Origin of the sequence: Streptomyces sp. BBFR25 (genome assembly GCF_044590125.1) — a bacterium.
GTDB classification, from domain to species: Bacteria; Actinomycetota; Actinomycetes; order Streptomycetales; family Streptomycetaceae; genus Streptomyces; species Streptomyces canus_D.
On the sequence record NZ_CP172447.1, the window covers coordinates 1,096,209 to 1,114,358 of the forward strand.

The following is an 18,150-nucleotide window of genomic DNA, read 5'->3' on the forward strand; positions in this document are numbered from 1 at the left end:
CCCGGCGCGCCCCGCTCTTGAAGAAGGGTCAGAAACGGGGCCGCCGGGCGCGTTCGCTGAACGCACCCCCGTCCCTTCGACGTACCTCTGGTCGAGCAGAGAACCGGCGGTGCGAACGAGGGATGGCCATGGTCAGGGCGCACGTCTCCCCACCCGGGCTGGTCGCCGGGCGCTACCGCCTGTTCGAGGTCGTCCAGCGCGAGACGAACCGGGTCTGCTGGTCAGGGGAGGACGCCACGACGGGCCGCCCGTGCCTGGTCACCCGGATCGCGCTGCCACAGGCACAGGCCGGTGAGGCTGTCCGCCGGGCTCCGGGCCGGGTGATCCGCACCGGCGAGACCATGGCCTCGCTGTGCCCCGGGCGGATCGCCGCGGTGCTCGACGCGGTGGTCGCGGACGGCATGCTGTGGACGGTGACCGAATGGGTCGCCGGTGTTCCGCTCGGTGACCTCCTCGACCGCCGGGGCGCGTTCAGCTACGCCCGGGCCGCGCGTGTCGGGCTGGAGCTGCTGGCGGTGCTGGAGGCGGCGCACACGCACGGCGTGACGCACGGCGAGCTGAGCCCCGGGCAGGTGTTCGTGCGCGAGGGGGGCTCCGTCGTCGTCACCGGCTTCGGGCTGGCCGGCGCCACCCTCGCCCCGCGGCTGACCGCGCCCGCGTACGCCTCTCCCGAGCAGGCCCGCGACGAGCGGATCGGGCCCGCGGCCGACCTGTGGACGCTGGGCGCGATCCTCTACACGATGGTCGAGGGCCGTCCGCCGTTCCGGGACCGGGGCCGTCCCGAGGCCACGCTGAAGGGCGTGGACCGGCTGCCGCTGCGCACGCCGGTGCGTGCCGGTCCGCTGACCCGGGCCGTGCAGGGGCTGCTGCGCAAGGACTGCCGGGAGCGGCTGACCCGTCCGGTGGTGCGCGCGGCCCTCACCCGGGCCCTGACGGAGGAACCCGGCCCCACCGTGCCCGAGGTGACCACCCGGCCCGGGCTGCGCGGTGTGTACACCGCGGCCCGCCAGGCGGGCCGCGGCCGGTCGCGGCGGGCCAGGACGGCCGGGACGGCCCTGGCCCTGGTGACGGTCACGGTCGCCGTCCTCGCCGTCCTCACCGTCACCGACGGGCCCCCGGGCACGCGCGACGACGCCACGGGCGCCCGGCAGCGCCCCTCGTCGCCCGCCGCCCCGCCCACCGGCTCCGCCCCGCCGTCCTCCCCCGCCGACGGTCCGGGCCCCAGCGCCTCACCGTCACGGCCGGATGTCCCCGTTCCGGCCGGGTTCCGCCGCTACGAGGCGCCGGAGGGCTTCTCCGTCGCCCTTCCCGGCGACTGGCGGCGACTGGACACCTCCCGGGTGCCGGGGGGCGCGTACCGGGTGGTCTTCGGCGCGTCCGGCGACCCGCGCACCCTGGCCGTCACCCACGGCAGGAGCGCGGGCGCGGATCCGGTGGCCGTCTGGCGCGACGACGTCGAACCGGGCCTCGCACGCTCGGACGGCTACCGGCGGATCGGCGAGATCCGCGCGACCACCTACCGGGGGCGTGCGGCGGCCGACATGGAGTGGGTGGCCGGGGACGACGGCTCCCGGGTCCGCACCTTCGGACGCGGCTTCCTGCTCGGCGGAGGGCGCAGCTTCTCGCTGCGCTGGACGACTCCGGCGGGCGACTGGGACGACACCGCGAACGAGCGGGCGCTCGCCGCCTTCCTCAGAACCTTCCGGGAGGAGGCGCCCTGAACCCTTCCGCCCCGTTTCCACCTGTTTTCCCTCGGGCCGGACGGGGACTCGGCCGCCATGGCACACATCGGATACACGATGATGACCGAGCAGGCCGGCCCGCGGGAACTCGTCGGCCATCTGGTGCGGGCCGAGGAGGTGGGGTTCGACTTCTCGGTGACCTCGGACCACTACTTCCCCTGGCTGCGCTCCCAGGGCCACGCGCCGTACGCGTGGAGCGTGCTGGGCGCCGCGGCGCAGGCGACCTCCCGCATCCCGCTGATGACGTACGTGACGTGCCCGACGTTCCGGTACCACCCGGCGGTGGTCGCCCAGAAGGCGGCGACGCTGCAGTTGCTGTCCGAGGGCCGGTTCCGGCTGGGGCTCGGCTCGGGCGAGAACCTCAACGAGCACGTGGTGGGCGGCGGCTGGCCGTCCGTCGACGTACGGCATGAGATGCTCCAGGAGGCCGTGGAGATCATCCGGGGACTGTTCGCGGGCGGCCACGTCAACCACCGCGGCACGCACTTCGACGTGGAGTCGGCCCGGCTGTGGGACCTGCCGGAGAGCGCGCCGCCCATCGGCATCGCCGTCTCCGGCGAGCGTTCCTGCAAGCTGGCGGGCGAGTCCGCCGACCTGGTGATCGCCACCGAGCCGAAGGCGGGTCTGCTGGAGTCCTTCGACCGGCACGGCGGATCGGGCAAGCCGCGTGTGGGCCAACTCCCCGTCTCCTACGACCCCGACCGGGACACGGCGATCAAGCGGGCCCACGCGCAGTTCCGGTGGTTCGGCAGCGGCTGGAAGGTCAACTCCGAACTCCCGCATCCGGACTCCTTCGAGGCGGCCACCCAGTTCGTGACGCCCGACGACGTCGCCGAGTCCATCCCCTGCGGCGACGACCCGGACGCCTTCGTGGCGGCCGTCCGCCCCTATGTCGAGGCCGGGTTCACCGAGATCGCCCTGGTGCAGATCGGCGGCGAGTCGCAATCCGCCTTCCTGGACTGGTCGGAGAAGACCCTGCTGCCTGTGCTCCGCGAGGAGTTCGGCCGCGACTGAGGCGCCGGGACGGGCGAATCACCCGGATGACCGAGCATCTTGCCGCTGTGCGCGGGGTACTCGGTGGCTCTACGTCCGTCCTCCTGGAGGCCCCCGTGAACACCGCCGTGCACAAGACCCTGGTCGTGCAGCTCCAGGCGGGCGACACCGCCGAACGGTTCCCCGTGCTCGCCCACCTAGGGTATGAAGCGGCCGACCCGTTCGCCCTGACCGTGGTCTTCAGCCACGACGGCCGGGTGCTCGCCCGCTGGGCGCTGGACCGGGAGATGGTCGCCGAGGGGCTCACCCGTCCGGTGGGCGTGGGAGACGTGCGGCTGCGGCCGGAGTCCCGGGGCATGTGGGACGAGCTGCGCATCGAGCTGCTGGGCGACGACCGGGGCGACGGGGGCCGCCACCGCGCCGTGGTGTTCGTGTGGGCCGCGGCCGTGGAGGCCTTCCTGCGCGAGACGCACACGGTGGTCCGGCCGGGCCGGGAACGCGTGTGCGTCGACGACTTCCTCGCCGCGCTGACGGCGGAGGGCTGACGGCGCGGGGCTGACGGCGGCCCGCCGAGCACCCGCGGAACGACGGACCGCGGACGCTCAGCGGGCCGTGTGGCGGTGCCGGGTCCACAGCGGGATCCCGAACCAGCACAGCAGGTACCAGAGCACCACGCCGGTGACGATGTAGGGCACCCAGCCGTCGTGGGTCGCGACCCGCAGGATCAGCAGCAGCGAGCAGGCCGTGGTGGCGAGCAGCAGCACCAGGCCGAGCACGGTCAGCCGGGACGCCCACCGCACGGCCTGGGGCTTCACCCGCCGTCCGGAGACCAGGCGGTGCAGGGACACCGGGCCGATCAGGGCGCCGGTCGTCACGGCGCCGAGGACCACCGTGATCAGGTAGATCGTCTGGTCGGTGTCCGAGAGGCTGTCGTACTTCGGCTGGAACACCACCGTCAGCAGGAAGCCGAACAGGATCTGCACGCCCATCTGCGCGACGCGGACCTCTTGGATCAGCTCCGTCCACATCCGGTCCGCCCGCTCCTCCTCGGTCTCGTTGCGGCCCCTGCGCCGGACCTGTCCCTCAGCCGCTTCCGAGTCCGAGTGCGTCACGTCTTCCTCCCGTTGACCGTCGTCTGCGTCCCCTTCCCTCTTCCCGCGATCCCCGTCCTCAGGCGCGGGTCCGCGAGGGCGACGCCCGGTTTGGGTGATCGGTGGACGGTTACACGGGCCGGGACCGACCGAGGCGCGGCAAAGGAAGTGCGAAGGATGTCCGACACTCAGCTCACCGTGACGTTCGACGGCGGCGGTATCGACGACGCGCGGGCGATCGTCCGCGCACTGGAGGGCGTCTTCGGGGCTCCCGGCGATCTGCCCGCGGACGAGGGGGCGACGGTGCGTACCGCGACCTTCGACTCCCCGGGCGCCCCGCGGGCGGCCTCCGCTCCGGCAGCGGGCGCGACGCTGTCGGCGCCGGTGACGGTCACCGTGCAGGGCACACCGCAGGCCGTGGAGGCGGCGAGCGAGACGCTGGCCCGCGCCTTCACCGCGCGGGACGACGGAGCGGCCTCGGGCGACCAGGAGCGGGAGAGGCAGTTGCTCCTGGTGCCCTGAGGCCGGGGTCCGTCACCCGTCGGCCGCCTACCAGCGGCCCTCGACCTGGTCCTTGACGCGGCGGTCGTAGAGGTCGCGGATCGCGGCGAGGGTGTCCTCGGACAGTTCCGGCAACCGGGCGGCGTCCGTGTTGGCGCGGGCCTGCTCGGGCGAACGCGCGCCCGGGATCACGGTCGTCACGCCGGGCTGCTGGACGATCCAGCGCAGCGCCAGCTGGGCCGGGGTGTACCCCTCGGGGGCGAGCGCGGCGAACTCGGCGGCGGCCGCGACCCCGGTGGCGAAGTCGACGCCGGAGAAGGTCTCGCCCTGGTCGAAGGCCTCGCCGTGCCGGTTGAAGTTCCGGTGGTCGTTGGCGGCGAAGACCGTGTCCTTCGTGTACTTGCCGGTCAGCAGGCCGGACGCCAGCGGCACCCGGGCGATGACGCCGACGCCCGCCTCCCGGGCCGCGGGGAGCACCTCGCGCAGGGGCTTCATGCGGAACGGGTTGAGGATGATCTGGACGCTGGCCACGTTCGGCCGGGCGATCGCGGTGAGCGCCTCCTCGCAGGTCTCCACGCTGACGCCGTACGCGGCGACGCGCTCCTCCTCGACCAGGGTGTCCAGGGCGTCGTACACCTCGTCGCTGGAGTAGACGGGCGTCGGCGGGCAGTGCAGCTGCACCAGGTCCAGGCGGTCGACGCCGAGGTTGCGGCGGGAGCGGTCGTTCCACTCGCGGAAGTTGTCCAGGACGTAGTTCTGCGGGATCTGGTCGACCCGGCGCCCCATCTTGGTGGCGACCAGCACGTGCAGGTCGGGCCTGCTCGCGAGGAAGGTCGCGATGGTCTGCTCGCTGCGGCCGTCGCCGTAGACGTCCGCCGTGTCGAAGAAGGTCACCCCCGACTCGGCCGCCGCCTCCAGTACCGCGAGGGCCTCCTTGTCGTCCACGTCTCCCCAGTCGGCGCCCAGTTGCCAGGTGCCGAGGCCGACGACCGAGGCGTGCTGATCCGACCTGCCGAAAGTGCGCTCGTCCATGGCGTCAGTGTGTCATCCGCGGTGCGCGGGCACCGCGTCGGGACGCCGGGAGCGGCCCGGTTCCTCTTGGGTGGCGAGCCTGCGCGCCTGGGCGGTGCGCGCGATCGTGGGCCCCAGTCGGCGTTTGAGCCGGCGCAGCGTCTCCAGCCGCCCGGCCGCCCGGTCGACCCGGTAGTACAGGCGGGGCGGGAGGTACGGCAGCAGCGGCGAGTGGCGCTGGCCGAGCAGGGCGAACATCTCCTGCGGTGGCAGATGGATGTAGCGGGGCAGGTTCTCGTACCACTGGGCGCTGAACCGGGCCGCGCTCTGCACCGGCAGCAGGGCCGCCCGGCGTGCGCGTTCGTAGTGGGCGAGGGCGTCCGGGAGGGTGGACCGCTCGTGCAGCGCCGCCGACAGGGTCATGGCGTCCTCCAGGGCGAGCGTGGTGCCCGCGCCGACGGAGTAGTGCGTGGTGTGGGCGGCGTCGCCGAGCAGCACGAGGTTGCCCCGGGACCAGGTGCGGTTGGTGAGGGTGCGGAAGGTGCGCCACGGGGCCCCGGCCCGGCCGGAGGACCGCGCGGCGAGCGGGTGTCCGTCCAGCACGTCGGCGAAGAGCTTCTCCAGCAGGGCCAGGCCCTCGGCCTCGCCGGCCCGGTCCAGGCCGAGTCCGGTCCAGGTCTCGGGCGCGCACTCGACGACACAGGTGCTGCCCTCGGGGCCGAAGCCGTAGCCGTACGCCCAGATCCAGCCGTGGCCGGTCTCGACGAAGGCGAAGGTGAAGGCGTCGAAGACCTTGGTGGTGCCGAGCCACACATAGTGGTTGCGGCCGCCGGTGATCTCGGTGCCGAAGTGGTCGGCGTGCCGGTTGCGCAGGGCGCTGCCCGCCCCGTCGGCCGCCACCACCAGGTCGGCGGCGGGCGGGTTGGCGCCGGTGACCGGGTGCTCGTACTCCAGGCGTACGCCCAGCTCGCGGGCGCGGGCCGCGAGGATCGCGAGGAGCCGGTGGCGGCCGATGCCGAAGCCCTCGTCACCGTGGTGGCGGGCGGCCCGGTCGCCGACATGGGCGACGCCGTCCCGCCAGCGCACGGAGTGCTCCTCGACGGCGCGCGCGGACTCGGGGTCGTGCTCCTGGAGCCGGTCGAGCAGTCCGCGCCAGTAGGTGACGCCCCAGCCGTAGGTGGAGCCCTCCGGGTCGCGCTCGTGGACGGTGACGTCGTGGGTCGGGTCCCGCCGCTTCAGCAGGATCGACAGATACAGTCCGGCGGGCCCACCGCCGACGCAGGCGACCTTCACACACACCCCTGGTATGCACTCAAAACGGTCATTCGGGACCGCAGAGTAACAAGGGAGGAGCCGTGGGCCGGTGCCGCGCGGCCGTGGGCGGGCGCGGTGTGTCGGGCGGCGCGTTTACCCGGCGGCCGCCGTGCGGCACTCCGGGTGGCCCCAGCCCTGGTCGTTCTTGGCGATGGGCTCGCCGGCCGCGTACGAGCGGCCGCACAGGCAGCGCCCGGCGAACTTCGCCTTGATGGTGCGCGCCGAGGAGCCACCGCTCTTGCGGGCCGCGCCCGGCGCCCGGCGCGGCGCCTTGCGGGCCGCCGGAACGTCCGGTGCGGGTGGCGGCTCCGGCGAACCCAGACCGCTGCCCGCGGCCTCCTGGACCACGGCCGCCTGACTGGCCGCGCGGTCGGCGAAGTCGTTGAGCCGGTCGCCGTCGACCTGGTGGGCGGGTACGTAACGGAACTCGACCGAGCGGCCGTCGAGCAGCTCGTCGATGCGCACGACCAGCTCCTGGTTGGCGACCGGCTTGCCCGCGGCGGTCTTCCAGCCGTTGCGCTTCCAGCCGGGCAGCCAGGTGGTGACGGCCTTCATGGCGTACTGCGAGTCCATGCGGACCTCGAGCGGTACCGCGGGGTCGGTCGACGCCAGCAGTCGCTCCAACGCCGTGAGTTCGGCGACGTTGTTGGTGGTCCTGCCGAGCGGGCCGGCCTCCCAGCGGACCGGGGTCTCCGACGCGTCGGCCAGCACCCAGGCCCAGCCGGCCGGGCCCGGGTTTCCCTTCGAAGCCCCGTCGCACGCGGCCACTGCACGTTCACGCATGCGTCCGATCATGCCATGGCCCGGCGGGGTGTCCGGACAGGGTCTATGAGACGTCCGTGACCTTGGGCATCTCCCCCTCGGTGGTCGTGACGTCGATCACCGAGAAGTCCGCGCCCTGCGGGTCGCTCAGCGTCGCGAACCGGCCGAACGGGGTCGTCGTCGGACCGAACCGCAGGACGCCGCCGAGCCGGGTGGCGCGGGCCACGGCGTCGTCGCAGTCGCCGACGGTGAAGTAGACGTTGATGTAGGGCGGGACCTCGGGCGGGAAGTCGTCCGTCATGGCCACGCGGCCCAGGACGGGGTCGTCGCCGAGGTCGAAGAGGCGGAAGTCCACCTGGTCGTCCTGCATCTGCTGGGCCCGGTAGGAGAAGACCGCGGGGAAGAAGGCGTCCGACTTGGCGGGCTCGCGGGTGACGACCTCGGCCCAGCAGTAGGCGCCGGGCACGGCCGTCGCCTCGAAGCCCTCGTGGGTGCCGCCCTGCCAGATCCCGAAGACGACCCCGCCGGGCTCCCGGGCCAGGCACATGGTGCCGAAGTCGTCGACCGGCATCGGCTCGAGGAGCAGCTCGCCGCCGGCCTCGCGGATCCGTCCGGCGGTCGCCTCCGCGTCCGGGGAGGCGAAGTAGAGGCACCACTGGGACCGGTCCTCGTGACCCGGCGGGGGCGGGACCACGGCGGCCACCGCCTTGCCGTCCGCGTAGCACTGGGTGTAGTTGCCGAACTCCGACGACGACTCGCCGAAGGTCCAGCCGAGGACGTCGCCGTAGAAGCTCTTGGCTCCCTCGACGTCGGTGAACATCGCGTCGGCCCAGCAAGGGGCCCCTTCGGGTTGCACGGCCATGACTGCCGCCTCCTGCGTGTACGTGGGTGTGGGTCACTGCCCGGCGTAGGCCCGCTCCAGCTCGGCGATGTCCAGCTTGCGCATCGACATCATGGCCTGGTTGGCGCGCGCCACCCTGGCGGGATCGGGGTCGCGGAACATCTCCTCCAGTCGGCGCGGGACGACCTGCCAGGACACGCCGAACCGGTCCTTGAGCCAGCCGCAGGGGCCGTCCTCGCCGCCGCCCTCGGTGAGCCTGGTCCAGTAGTGGTCGACCTCGTCCTGGTCGTCGCAGGTGATTTGGAAGGAGATCGCCTCGTTGAACGTGAACTGCGGCCCGCCGTTGAGGCCCACGAACTTCTGGCCGTTGGCCGTGAACTCGACGGTGAGCACCGAGCCGGCGGGCTGCGGTGCTCCCTCGGGGTAGCGGGTGACGGCGCCGATGCCGGAGTTCTTGAAGACGGAGACGTAGAAGTGTGCGGCGTCCTCGGCGTCGCCGTCGAACCACAGGCAGGTGGTGAATCCATCGGTGCTCATGGGTGCCTCCAGGGAGCGGAACACGGTCACCACTGTCGACCGGCGCGGTCCGCGGAACTCATCGCTCTGCCGGTGGCGAATCTGCCGCGGGCAGAGAAGTCCTTGGTGGGGGCCGTCGCGGGCGGAGAGTGGAGGGGCCGCGGCGCCATCGGCCGCGGCCCGCCACTCCCCCACCGACCACGACTCGACAAGGAGCGCCGATGTCTCCACTCATCGCCGGATCGGCCCCGGCCCGACAGCCCAGGGCCGAGGAGAGCGACACCCCCGCGACCCGGTTCGACGACCGGCTCGCCGAGCAGTTGCTCGACCAGCGGATCGTGCTGCTGGGCACCCAGGTCGACGAGGTCTCCGCGAACCGGGTCTGCGCCCAGCTGCTGATCCTGTCCGCGCAGGACCCGCGCACCGACATCAGCCTGTACATCAACAGCCCCGGCGGCTCGGTGCACGCCGGGCTCGCCATCTACGACACGATGCGGCTGATCCCCAACGACGTCTCGACGCTCGCCATGGGGTTCGCCGCCAGCATGGGGCAGTTCCTGCTGAGCGTCGGCACGGCGGGCAAGCGCTACGCGCTGCCGAACGCGCGGATCATGATGCACCAGCCGTCCGCGGGCATCGGCGGCACCACCGCGGACATCGAGATCCAGGCGGACAACCTGGAGTTCACCAAGCGGACCATCGAGCGGATCACCGCCGAGCACACCGGTCAGAGCCCGGAGACCGTCTCCCGGGACGGCGACCGCGACCGCTGGTTCACGGCCGAGGAGGCCAGGGAGTACGGAATGGTGGACCAGGTCGTGCAGTCCCTCGCGGATGTGCGCCCGGCCGCCGCCAAGCGACGGATGGGGCTGTGACATGGGGAGCTACACGATTCCGAACGTCGTCGAGCGGACCCCGCAGGGCGAGCGGTCCTACGACGTGTTCAGCCGGCTGCTGTCGGAGCGGATCATCTTCCTGGGGACCGAGATCGACGACGGCGTGGCCAACGTCGTGATCGCGCAGCTGCTGCACCTGGAGTCGTCGGCACCGGAGAGCGAGATCGCCGTCTACATCAACTCCCCCGGCGGCTCGTTCACCTCGCTGATGGCGATCTACGACACGATGACCTTCGTGCAGGCGCCGATCTCGACGTTCTGTGTCGGGCAGGCGGCGTCCACGGCGGCCGTGCTGCTGGCGGGCGGGGACCCCGGGCGGCGGTTCGTGCTCGAACACGCGCGGGTCCTGCTGGGGCAGCCGGCCAGCGGCGGCCGGCAGGGGACGGTCTCCGACCTGGCGCTGCAGGCCAAGGAGATGGTGCGGATCCGCTCCCAGGTGGAGGAGGTGCTGGCCCGCCACACCCGCCACGACGTGGCGACGCTGCGCGCGGACATGGACCGCGACAAGGTGTTCACCGCCCAGGAGGCGGTGGCGTACGGGCTGGCCGACGAGGTGCTGGCCCGGCGCCGGGCGCGGGTGTGAGCGGACGGGCCGGCGTCCCGCCACGTGCGGGGCGCCGGCCCGTGCGCGGCCTCAGGCGGCCAGGCACATTCCGTCGAACCGTGCGCCGGAGGGGCCACGGCCCGCGCCCGCGCCGGTGTGCCGGGAGGTGAGGCGGACCAACTCGCCCTGCGCGCGGGCCAGCAGGTCGCCGAGGCCCAGTCCGAGGGCGCCCGCGGCGGCGGCGAGCACTTCCGAGGACGCCTCCTTGCGGCCGCGCTCCACCTCCGACAGGTAGGGCATGGAGATCCGGGCGGCCTCCGCGACCTCCTTCAGCGTGCGCTCCTGCTCCAGGCGTTCGCGCCGCAGGACGTCGCCGACCAGATCGCGCCACAGCGGCTCTCGTACGGTGGGCGAACTTCGCTCCGGGGAAACCGGCGAGGCGGCGGGACGCGCTGGCGGGCGCTGGGCCCGTGGGCGCAGCGCGATGACGCGGGCTTCGTTCGACACGTGGCTGGTCACCTCCTCAGCCTAGGGTCACGGCCGCGCCGCGGAAGGGGGCGGCGTTCTGCCCTCAGGAGAATCCCGGGACCTCGGGCATCGGGGGCCCTCGGAAGCGCTCCGGATGCCGGAGACCGCCCGCCGGACTACGCTGAGCAGAAACGGGGGCATGAGCCGTCGCGACCCGGGTACACGCAAGCGCGAAAAACCTAGGGAGACGACGAACCGTGACTTTCGTGGGAGAGGCAATGGAGACCGCTGTGGTCCGGCCGGAAACGCAGGACGCCGTGGACACCCGCACCGTGGATCCCCGCGCCGTGGCTCCGCGCGACGCGCGGCAGTTGTCCCGCCAGTTCTTCCGGCGCCTGACGGAACTCGAAGAGGGCACGCACGAGTACCAGTACGCGCGCAACACGCTGATCGAGATGAACATGTCGCTCGTGCGGTTCGCGGCGGGCCGCTTCCGCGGTCGCGGGGACGACATGGAGGACATCGTCCAGACCGGCATGATCGGCCTGATCAAGGCCATCGACCGCTTCGAGCTGTCGCGCGAGGTGGAGTTCACGTCGTTCGCGCTGCCGTACATCGTCGGCGAGATCAAGCGCTTCTTCCGGGACACCACCTGGGCGGTGCATGTGCCGCGGCGGCTCCAGGAGCTGCGCGTGGAGCTGGCCAAGGCCCGTGAGGAGCTGTCCTCCCGCCTGGACCGCGAGCCCACCGTCGCCGAACTCGCCACGCTGATGAACATCAGCCAGGGCGAGGTGATCGAGGGTCAGATCGCGTCCAACGGCTACAACTCCTCCTCGCTGGACGCCGCCCTGACCGGCGACGGCCCCGACAACGGCGAGTCGGTCCTGGCCGACTTCATCGGCGTGGAGGAGGACGGGCTGCGGCTCGTCGAGGACTTCCACTCGCTGGCCCCGCTGATGGCCGAGCTGAGCGAGCGGGACCGGCAGATCATCCACCTGCGGTTCGTGGAGGAGGCCACCCAGGCGGAGATCGGCGAACGGCTCGGCTGCTCGCAGATGCACGTGTCCCGGCTGATCAAGCGGATCATCACCCGGCTGCGCGAGGGCATGCTCGGCGAACTCGGCTGCGCCTGAGCCCGGCCCCCGCGGTGACGACGGTGCCCTTCACCCCTCGGTGAGGGGCACCACGGCGCGTACGCGCTTGCCGACCGGGACGTGCTCGACGACGACCGTCTCGGCCAGGGCGTGCACGATCTCCAGGCCGTGCCGGCCGACCCGCTCGGGGTCCCGGGGGAAGCGCTCCGGGACGGCGCCGCTGCTGTCGTACACGGTCACCACCACTGAGCCGCCGGTGCCCTCCAGCTCCAGGATGTACGGCCCCCTGCTGTGCCGGTCGGCGTTGGTGACCAGCTCGCTGACCACCAGGAGCACCGCACCGTCGGCGCGGGGGCCGATCGTGGCGCACCACTCGGTCCTCAGCTGGTCGAGGAAGAGCGAGGCGAAGGAGCGCGCCTGCGCTATGCATCCCGGCTCACCGGAGTAGTGCGCCGCCCGCCTCAGCGGTTCAACGGGTACGTCGAAACCAGTCGGTATCACTGCCCCGTCCAGGTACTCGGTCATGCGTTTCTCTCTCGGAAGCCGGACTGGCCGGACGCTGCTGCATCTGTCCCCCTACCCCGAGTCGCGCATCGCAGTCCCCGTCTCTTCGCAGTGCGGGCATCGTCACAGTCGTGCGGGGAACCCGTGGGTGCGTCAGGGGTGTGCGAGCGGGTGGGGAAGGGTGTGCGATGAGCGAACTGATGGCCGCGCGAAGCCTCACCACCCGGCCGGTGGTCACGCTCGGCGGCGATGCCGTCGCCCAGATCAAGGACACCGTATGCGACGCCGCCGCGGCCCGGATCACCGGTTTCACGTTGACGGGGCGGGGCCTGCTGTCCGGCCCGTTGAAGGAGGGCCTGCCGTGGTCGGCCGTGTACGCGCTGGGGCACGACGCGGTGATGATCCGGGACCGGCGGGGCCTGGTGGCCGCGGCGGCGATGACGGAGCGCGGCACGAACCTGCGGGCCCGTCTGCTGGGGGCGAGGGTGCTGACCGAGGCGGGGGCGGAGATCGGCACGGTGCTGGACGTCGTGGTGGAGGGCGGCACCGGTGGGCGGGTCGTCGGCTTCCGGGTGGCGGCGAGCCGGCGGTTCGTGCCCGGACACGCCCGGCACCGGCGCCGGGTGTACGTGCCGCGCGGCGGGACGCTCGCGGTCACCGGCCGGGCGCTGGTGCTTCCCGAGGACGCCGTCCGGCACGTCGCGGACGACCTGCCCGGCTTCACCGCCCTGGTCGGTGGTGTGCCGGGCCGGTGGAAGGGGTCTCTGCCGTGATGCTGTTCACCGAGGTGCGCGGCCTGCCGGTGGTACCGCCGGACGGGGCCGGGCCGCTGGGCACCGTGACGTGCCTGACCGTCGACGTCGTCGCCGGGTCCGTCAGCCATGTGTGGTGGCGCGGTGGCCGGTTCGGCCGGGAGACGGCGCTGCCCTGGGACACGGTGGGCGCGGTCGGGCCGGGCGCCCTCCGGGTACGGTCCGGGTCCGGGTCCGGGGGCGCTTCCGCGTCGGCGCCGTCCCACCACGACCTGCTGGGCCGCCGGATCCTCACCGACACGGGCACCGGGCGGGGCACGGTGCTGGACGTCGCGTTCGACACCCGCACCGCCCGTCTCCTCGCGCTCTTCACCACCCGCGGCGAACTGCCGGCCGACCGTCTGCTGGGCCTCGGCGACTACGCCCTGGTGGTGCGGGCGGGCTGAACACCGGCCGCTGCGGGCGGGGCCCACCCGGCCGCCCGACGCGGACGGCCCTGTCGGCGGGCGTGCCCGGCGGGGGCTGCTTAGCGTGGCACCGTGAGTCCGCGAACCCCCGCAGAACCTCCCGTGCCTCCCATGCCCCCTGTACCTCCCGGGCTTCCGGGGACCTCCGGCCGGGCCCTCGCCCGGCACGGCTGGGCGCAGGCGCTGGGCACGGTGCTGACCGGGCTGGTGGCGATGGGGGCCGTGGCCGCGCTCGGGCTGTGGGCGGCCGGCGCGGCGGACCTGCCCGACAACGCCTTCCCCCGGGTCGTGGTGGCGACCGTCGTCACCGCCGTGGGCGGCGCCCTGGAGATGTCCGGTGACGCGGGCGAGCTGGCGGCCACCGACGCGGGGCTGACCGTGATGCCGCTGTCCGTCACCCTGACCGGTGCGCTGGTGATCGCCCGGGGCTTCCTGCGGCCACTGCGCCACCGGGCCGTGACCGGCGTCCCGGAACTGGCGGGCTGGGCCGGGCGGATCGCCGTCCTGTGGCTGCTCGCCCTCCTCGGGACGGCGTTCGCCGCGCGGCAGACCTTCGAGGTCTCGCTCGGTGAGGGCCTGCTGGAGGATCTGGGCGACCTGTTCGGTGTCAGCCCGACCGTCGGTTTCACCGCGGACGTGCCGCTGACCGTCCTGTTCGGGCTGCTGTGGCTGGCGGGGGTGCTCGTCCTCGCCCTGCTGGTCTCGCACCGGGCGCCGCTGCCCGGGCGGCTGCCGCGACTGCGGACGTCGGTGCGGCCGGCCGCTTACGCGATGGTCGCGCTGCTGCTCGCGTACGTGGCCGTCGGCGTCGTCGTCGCCCTGGTCGTCGCCGGGACGCGGGGCCGTCCGGCGGACACCTTCGCCGTGCTGCTGCTCGGACTGCCGAACCTGGCCTGGCCGGCCCTCACGATCGGCCTCGGGGCGACCTGGAACGGACGTGTGGAGGGCCCCTTCGGGCTCCCGATGCCGCGGGTGCTCGACGACGTGCTGCGCACGCCGGACGTCTCGACCGTGAACCTGGGCACGCTCGCCGAGCGCGACGGGCGGATGTGGTGGCTCCTGGTCGCCGCGGCGGTCCTGGTCCTGGCGGCCGGGTTCCTCATGGTGTCCCGCTCCCCGGCCGGACTGCCGGCCTGGCTGCACGCCGTGCGCATGGCCGTCGCCCTGGCCCTCACGGTCCTCACGGTCGGACTGGTCGGCCGGATCTCCGCCCACTACGGGCTGTCGGTGCTCGGCATCGGCGACCTGGGAGGCGGGCTGTCCGGGCAGGTGTTCCTGCGGCCGCGGCTGTGGGGTGCGGTGGGTCTCGCGCTGCTGTGGGGCCTGGTCGCCGGGTTCCTGGGCGCGCTGCTCGTACGGTGGGTGGGCGGGCGGTCCGGGCGGGTCCGGTCCTGAAGCGGGTGGGCGTGGCGCACCGGGATTCTCAGGCGACGGGGACGACCAGGAGCGGCGCGGCCCGCTGCATGCGCAGCGCGTCCACGGACTCGGCCATCAGCTCGTACTCGGTGGTCTCGTCACTGGTCGCGACGCGCACCAGGTGCCCCGCGGCCAACTCGTCGGCGACCAGCTCCTGTTGTACGTCGTCGGCACACCAGGTGCGCAGCATGCGCGGTACGTCGGGCGCGTCGTCGGCGACGGGAGTCAGGGCGCCGCGCGGTAAGTGGGGGGTGTCGGGCTGCGGATCCAGTCGCTCGGCGATCCACGACGCCCGGTCCCGCAGCCACCACAGGGCCAGGGCGAGAGTGGGAGCCCGGTAGGTGCCCAGGGGAACACCGATGCGCCGGCCGTCACAGACACCGTAGGCGGTGACATGGCACAGGAACTCGTCGTGCACTGCTGCCCTCCCCGTCACGCCCGCCTGCCGGTCGGGCGGCGCGTCCGTGCGGCTCGTGTGCTGTGCGTGAGGGCGCTGTCGCATGGTGTGAGAGGCCCTAGTGGTGAGTATGTTCACTCCTTAACCACTGTCACCATGAATTTCCGGCCAGTCTCCTGGCATATTCGCGGCACCGGTTGGCCGAAATGCCGCGCCGCCGCCGCGCCACGTGCCATGACCCCACGGGTAATCGACGGTGACGGCCGCCGCGGGCAGGGTGGTCCTACCGGGTCACCGAGACCGGGATCCGGCCCCTGACCAGCGCACCCACCTCATTGGAGGCTGATCGCCATGTCCGCACCCACCCGCCGTTACGAGGACGCCGTCGCCCGCTACTTCGAGGCCTGGAACGCGGGCCCGGACGCGGTGGCCAAGGCGGTCGCCGCGGCCTGGACGGAGGACGGCGGCTACACCGACCCGCTGGCCGACGTGCGCGGCCACGAGCAGATCGCGGCCGTGGTGACGGCGGCGCACGAGCAGTTCCCCGGCTTCTCCTTCCGGCTCTCCGGTGCGGTCGACGGGCACCACGACACGGCGCGTTTCTCCTGGGAGCTGGTGAGCGACGCTGGGGCTGGGGGAGGATCGGCGCCGGTGGCCGGGTTCGACGTGATCACCCTGGACGGCGAGGACCGCATCCGGTCGGTGTTCGGCTTCCTGGACCGGGTGCCCGCGGGGGCGTGAGGAGGCCGGGGCACGTACGCGAGCCGGGTCCGGACGCGGTGTACCGCGTCCGGACCCGGCTCGCATCGTTCGAGCGACTGCCTAGCCCTTGACCACCTTGTCGATGCGGGCCAGTTCGTCGGCGTCGAAGTCGAGGTTGCCGATGGCCGCGACACTGTCCTCCAGCTGCCGCGGGCTGCTCGCGCCGACCAGGGCGGAGGTCACCCTGCCCTGCCGCAGCACCCAGGCCAGGGCCAGCTGGGCCAGTGACTGGCCACGGGACCCGGCGATCTCGTTCAGGGTGCGCAGCTTGCCGACCAGTTCCTCGGTGAGGGCGTCGGAGTTCAGGAAGGGGCTGTCGCTCGCGGCCCGGGAGTCCTCGGGGATGCCGTTGAGGTAGCGGCCGGTCAGCAGGCCCTGCTCCAGCGGGGAGTAGGCGATGGAGCCGACCTCCAGCTCGTCGAGGGCGTCCAGCAGGCCGCTGGTCTCGGGGCGGCGGTCGAGCATGGAGTAGCGCGGCTGGTGGATCAGCAGCGGGGTGCCCAGCTCGGCGAGGATGCGGGCGGCCTCGCGGGTCTGCTCCGGCGAGTAGTTGGAGACGCCGACGTACAGCGCCTTGCCCTGCTGCACCGCCGTGTGCAGCGCGCCCATCGTCTCCTCCAGCGGAGTCTCCGGGTCGGGGCGGTGCGAGTAGAAGATGTCGACGTGGTCCAGGCCCATCCGGGACAGGCTCTGGTCCAGCGAAGACAGCAGGTACTTGCGCGAGCCCCACTCGCCGTACGGGCCGGGCCACATCAGGTAGCCGGCCTTGGTCGAGATGACCAGCTCGTCGCGGTACGGCCCGAAGTCGGCCTTGAGCGCCTCACCGAGGGCGGACTCGGCCGAGCCGGGCGGCGGGCCGTAGTTGTTGGCGAGGTCGAAGTGGGTGACGCCGAGGTCGAAGGCGCGGCGCAGGATGGCGCGCTGGGTCTCGACGGGGCGGTCCGGGCCGAAGTTGTGCCACAGGCCGAGCGAGAGCGCGGGGAGCTTCAGGCCGCTGCGTCCGGTGCGCCGGTAGGGCATCTCCGCGTAGCGGTCGGGGTGTGCGGTGTACAACGCGACTCCAGAGGGGTTGGCCCCCGAGGTACGGGGCTTGGGCGGAACCGTCCTCCACTCTCCCGTGACCTGCGGGCAGTGGTCCAACAGAAGAATCCGATGGGATTGCGCGGTTACCCTTCTCAATCATGGAACTGCGTCATCTCCAGCATTTCGTGGCGGTCGCCGAGGACCAGCACTTCACCCGCGCGGCGGAACGGCTGCTGGTGTCCCAGTCCGGCCTGTCGGCGTCGATCCGGGCGCTGGAGCGGGAGCTGCGGGCGCCGCTGTTCGTGCGGACGACCCGCCGGGTGACGCTGACGGAGGCGGGGCGGGCGCTGCTGGGCGAGGCGCGGCGCATCCTGGCCCAGGTGCGGTCGGCGCACGAGGCGGTCGCCGCGGTGCAGGGGGTGCTGCGCGGGACGCTGTCGCTGGGCGCCGAGCAGTGCATCGCCGGGGTGCCGGTGGCCGGGCTGCTGGCGGCGTTCCGGCGGCGCCACCCGGACGTGGAGATCCGGCTGCGTCAGGCGGGCTCGGGGGAGCTGGCGGAGGAGGTCGCGGCGGGGCGTCTTGACCTGGCCTTCGCCTACCGCACCCAGGCGGACACGGACCAGCTGCGCTCGGTCTCGCTGGCCGGCGAGCCGATGACGGTGCTGTGCCACCCGGACCACCGGCTCGCGGCGGACGGCGCGGTGCTCACCCCGCACGACCTCGCCGACGAGGTCTTCGTCGACTTCCACCCGGACTGGGGCCCGCGGCGCGTGACCGACGCCGTCTTCGCCGCGGCGGGCGTCCGGCGGACCGTGCCGCTGGAGGTCAACGACGTGCACGGACTGCTGGACCTGATCGACGAGAACCTCGGCATCGCGGTCGTGCCGCGGCACTTCCGGCACAAGCGCGCCGCTCTGACCTCGCTGCCCCTCAAGGACGCGGGCGGGACGGAGTACGAGACCATCGCGCTGCTCCCGCCCGCCCAGGCCACCAGTCCGGCGGCGCGGGCGCTGATGGGGCTGCTGGAGACGGGAAGCGCGTGAACGGGGAGCGCGC

The 18,150-nt window shown here is 73.1% G+C and carries 22 protein-coding genes; 12 read left to right on the top strand and 10 right to left on the bottom strand.

Annotated elements, in window-relative coordinates; translation table 11 throughout:
* Window positions 1-122: 122 nt before the first annotated feature.
* From ACGH52_RS04780 to ACGH52_RS04790, 3 genes are all read left to right on the top strand, one after another.
* Entirely contained in the window at window positions 123-1,721 is a 1,599-nt protein-coding gene (locus tag ACGH52_RS04780) for a protein kinase (protein ID WP_399937812.1), read from the top strand.
* Window positions 1,722-1,778: 57 nt separating this feature from the next.
* Window positions 1,779-2,756: an LLM class F420-dependent oxidoreductase gene (locus ACGH52_RS04785; RefSeq protein ID WP_059297271.1), complete on the top strand. Its 978-nt coding sequence runs from the start codon at window positions 1,779-1,781 to the stop codon at window positions 2,754-2,756.
* 95 nt (window positions 2,757-2,851) lie between these two features.
* Entirely contained in the window at window positions 2,852-3,280 is a 429-nt protein-coding gene (locus ACGH52_RS04790; protein ID WP_059297272.1) for an SsgA family sporulation/cell division regulator, read from the top strand.
* Between the two features lie 57 nt (window positions 3,281-3,337).
* Here the strand turns inward: ACGH52_RS04790 and ACGH52_RS04795 are convergent, their stop codons facing one another.
* Complete coding sequence (locus ACGH52_RS04795) at window positions 3,338-3,847, bottom strand: DUF6328 family protein (protein WP_121701663.1); 510 nt, start codon at window positions 3,845-3,847, stop codon at window positions 3,338-3,340.
* A gap of 156 nt (window positions 3,848-4,003) precedes the next feature.
* Here ACGH52_RS04795 and ACGH52_RS04800 point away from each other — a divergent pair, with 156 nt between their 5' ends.
* Complete coding sequence (locus tag ACGH52_RS04800) at window positions 4,004-4,348, top strand: hypothetical protein (RefSeq protein ID WP_121701662.1); 345 nt, start codon at window positions 4,004-4,006, stop codon at window positions 4,346-4,348.
* 27 nt (window positions 4,349-4,375) lie between these two features.
* Here the strand turns inward: ACGH52_RS04800 and ACGH52_RS04805 are convergent, their stop codons facing one another.
* From ACGH52_RS04805 to ACGH52_RS04825, 5 genes are all read right to left on the bottom strand, one after another.
* A complete protein-coding gene (locus tag ACGH52_RS04805) occupies window positions 4,376-5,359 on the bottom strand; it encodes an aldo/keto reductase (RefSeq protein ID WP_076972994.1) in 984 nt (327 codons plus the stop codon).
* Between the two features lie 12 nt (window positions 5,360-5,371).
* Window positions 5,372-6,637, bottom strand: a complete 1,266-nt coding sequence (locus ACGH52_RS04810) for an FAD-dependent monooxygenase (protein ID WP_399937817.1) — start codon at window positions 6,635-6,637, stop codon at window positions 5,372-5,374.
* Window positions 6,638-6,745: 108 nt separating this feature from the next.
* Complete coding sequence (locus ACGH52_RS04815; protein ID WP_210975493.1) at window positions 6,746-7,447, bottom strand: ribonuclease H; 702 nt, start codon at window positions 7,445-7,447, stop codon at window positions 6,746-6,748.
* Window positions 7,448-7,478: 31 nt separating this feature from the next.
* Window positions 7,479-8,276, bottom strand: coding sequence for a VOC family protein (locus tag ACGH52_RS04820; protein ID WP_399937820.1), 798 nt, complete (start codon window positions 8,274-8,276; stop codon window positions 7,479-7,481).
* A 33-nt stretch (window positions 8,277-8,309) separates the two neighbouring features.
* Window positions 8,310-8,792 carry a VOC family protein gene (locus tag ACGH52_RS04825; protein WP_121701665.1) on the bottom strand — a complete coding sequence of 161 codons (483 nt, stop codon included), beginning with the start codon at window positions 8,790-8,792 and terminating at the stop codon, window positions 8,310-8,312.
* A gap of 200 nt (window positions 8,793-8,992) precedes the next feature.
* Between ACGH52_RS04825 and ACGH52_RS04830 the strand changes: the two genes are divergently transcribed.
* Together ACGH52_RS04830 and ACGH52_RS04835 are read left to right on the top strand one after the other, a co-directional pair.
* Complete coding sequence (locus ACGH52_RS04830) at window positions 8,993-9,646, top strand: ATP-dependent Clp protease proteolytic subunit (protein ID WP_210975491.1); 654 nt, start codon at window positions 8,993-8,995, stop codon at window positions 9,644-9,646.
* A gap of 1 nt (window position 9,647) precedes the next feature.
* Entirely contained in the window at window positions 9,648-10,250 is a 603-nt protein-coding gene (locus ACGH52_RS04835) for a ClpP family protease (RefSeq protein WP_076972999.1), read from the top strand.
* A gap of 51 nt (window positions 10,251-10,301) precedes the next feature.
* Here ACGH52_RS04835 and ACGH52_RS04840 read toward each other — a convergent pair whose 3' ends face one another.
* Window positions 10,302-10,730: a helix-turn-helix domain-containing protein gene (locus tag ACGH52_RS04840; protein WP_121701656.1), complete on the bottom strand. Its 429-nt coding sequence runs from the start codon at window positions 10,728-10,730 to the stop codon at window positions 10,302-10,304.
* 227 nt (window positions 10,731-10,957) lie between these two features.
* On the opposite strand from ACGH52_RS04840, the gene ACGH52_RS04845 reads away from it, so the two are divergent.
* Window positions 10,958-11,812 (top strand): RNA polymerase sigma factor SigF, encoded by an 855-nt coding sequence (locus tag ACGH52_RS04845; protein WP_059297282.1) that lies wholly within the window; start codon window positions 10,958-10,960, stop codon window positions 11,810-11,812.
* Window positions 11,813-11,842: 30 nt separating this feature from the next.
* Here ACGH52_RS04845 and ACGH52_RS04850 read toward each other — a convergent pair whose 3' ends face one another.
* Window positions 11,843-12,298, bottom strand: coding sequence for an ATP-binding protein (locus ACGH52_RS04850; RefSeq protein WP_121701654.1), 456 nt, complete (start codon window positions 12,296-12,298; stop codon window positions 11,843-11,845).
* A gap of 167 nt (window positions 12,299-12,465) precedes the next feature.
* Between ACGH52_RS04850 and ACGH52_RS04855 the strand changes: the two genes are divergently transcribed.
* The 3 genes from ACGH52_RS04855 (at window position 12,466) to ACGH52_RS04865 (ending at window position 14,891) form a co-directional block, all read left to right on the top strand.
* A complete protein-coding gene (locus ACGH52_RS04855) occupies window positions 12,466-13,050 on the top strand; it encodes a PRC-barrel domain-containing protein (RefSeq protein WP_399937826.1) in 585 nt (194 codons plus the stop codon).
* Window positions 13,047-13,475, top strand: a complete 429-nt coding sequence (locus tag ACGH52_RS04860) for a hypothetical protein (protein ID WP_399937829.1) — start codon at window positions 13,047-13,049, stop codon at window positions 13,473-13,475. The genes ACGH52_RS04855 and ACGH52_RS04860 overlap by 4 nt, the downstream gene beginning before the upstream one ends.
* A gap of 132 nt (window positions 13,476-13,607) precedes the next feature.
* A complete protein-coding gene (locus tag ACGH52_RS04865; protein WP_399937832.1) occupies window positions 13,608-14,891 on the top strand; it encodes a streptophobe family protein in 1,284 nt (427 codons plus the stop codon).
* 28 nt (window positions 14,892-14,919) lie between these two features.
* Here ACGH52_RS04865 and ACGH52_RS04870 read toward each other — a convergent pair whose 3' ends face one another.
* On the bottom strand, window positions 14,920-15,330 hold the full coding sequence (locus tag ACGH52_RS04870) for a hypothetical protein (RefSeq protein ID WP_059297286.1): 411 nt from the start codon (window positions 15,328-15,330) through the stop codon (window positions 14,920-14,922).
* Between the two features lie 330 nt (window positions 15,331-15,660).
* On the opposite strand from ACGH52_RS04870, the gene ACGH52_RS04875 reads away from it, so the two are divergent.
* Complete coding sequence (locus tag ACGH52_RS04875; protein ID WP_121700666.1) at window positions 15,661-16,050, top strand: nuclear transport factor 2 family protein; 390 nt, start codon at window positions 15,661-15,663, stop codon at window positions 16,048-16,050.
* Window positions 16,051-16,131: 81 nt separating this feature from the next.
* On the opposite strand, the gene mgrA is transcribed toward ACGH52_RS04875, so the two are convergent.
* Window positions 16,132-17,124, bottom strand: coding sequence for an L-glyceraldehyde 3-phosphate reductase (gene mgrA / locus ACGH52_RS04880; protein ID WP_059297288.1), 993 nt, complete (start codon window positions 17,122-17,124; stop codon window positions 16,132-16,134).
* A 128-nt stretch (window positions 17,125-17,252) separates the two neighbouring features.
* Between mgrA and ACGH52_RS04885 the strand changes: the two genes are divergently transcribed.
* Window positions 17,253-18,137 (top strand): LysR family transcriptional regulator, encoded by an 885-nt coding sequence (locus tag ACGH52_RS04885; protein ID WP_399937836.1) that lies wholly within the window; start codon window positions 17,253-17,255, stop codon window positions 18,135-18,137.
* The last annotated feature ends 13 nt before the right edge of the window (window positions 18,138-18,150 follow it).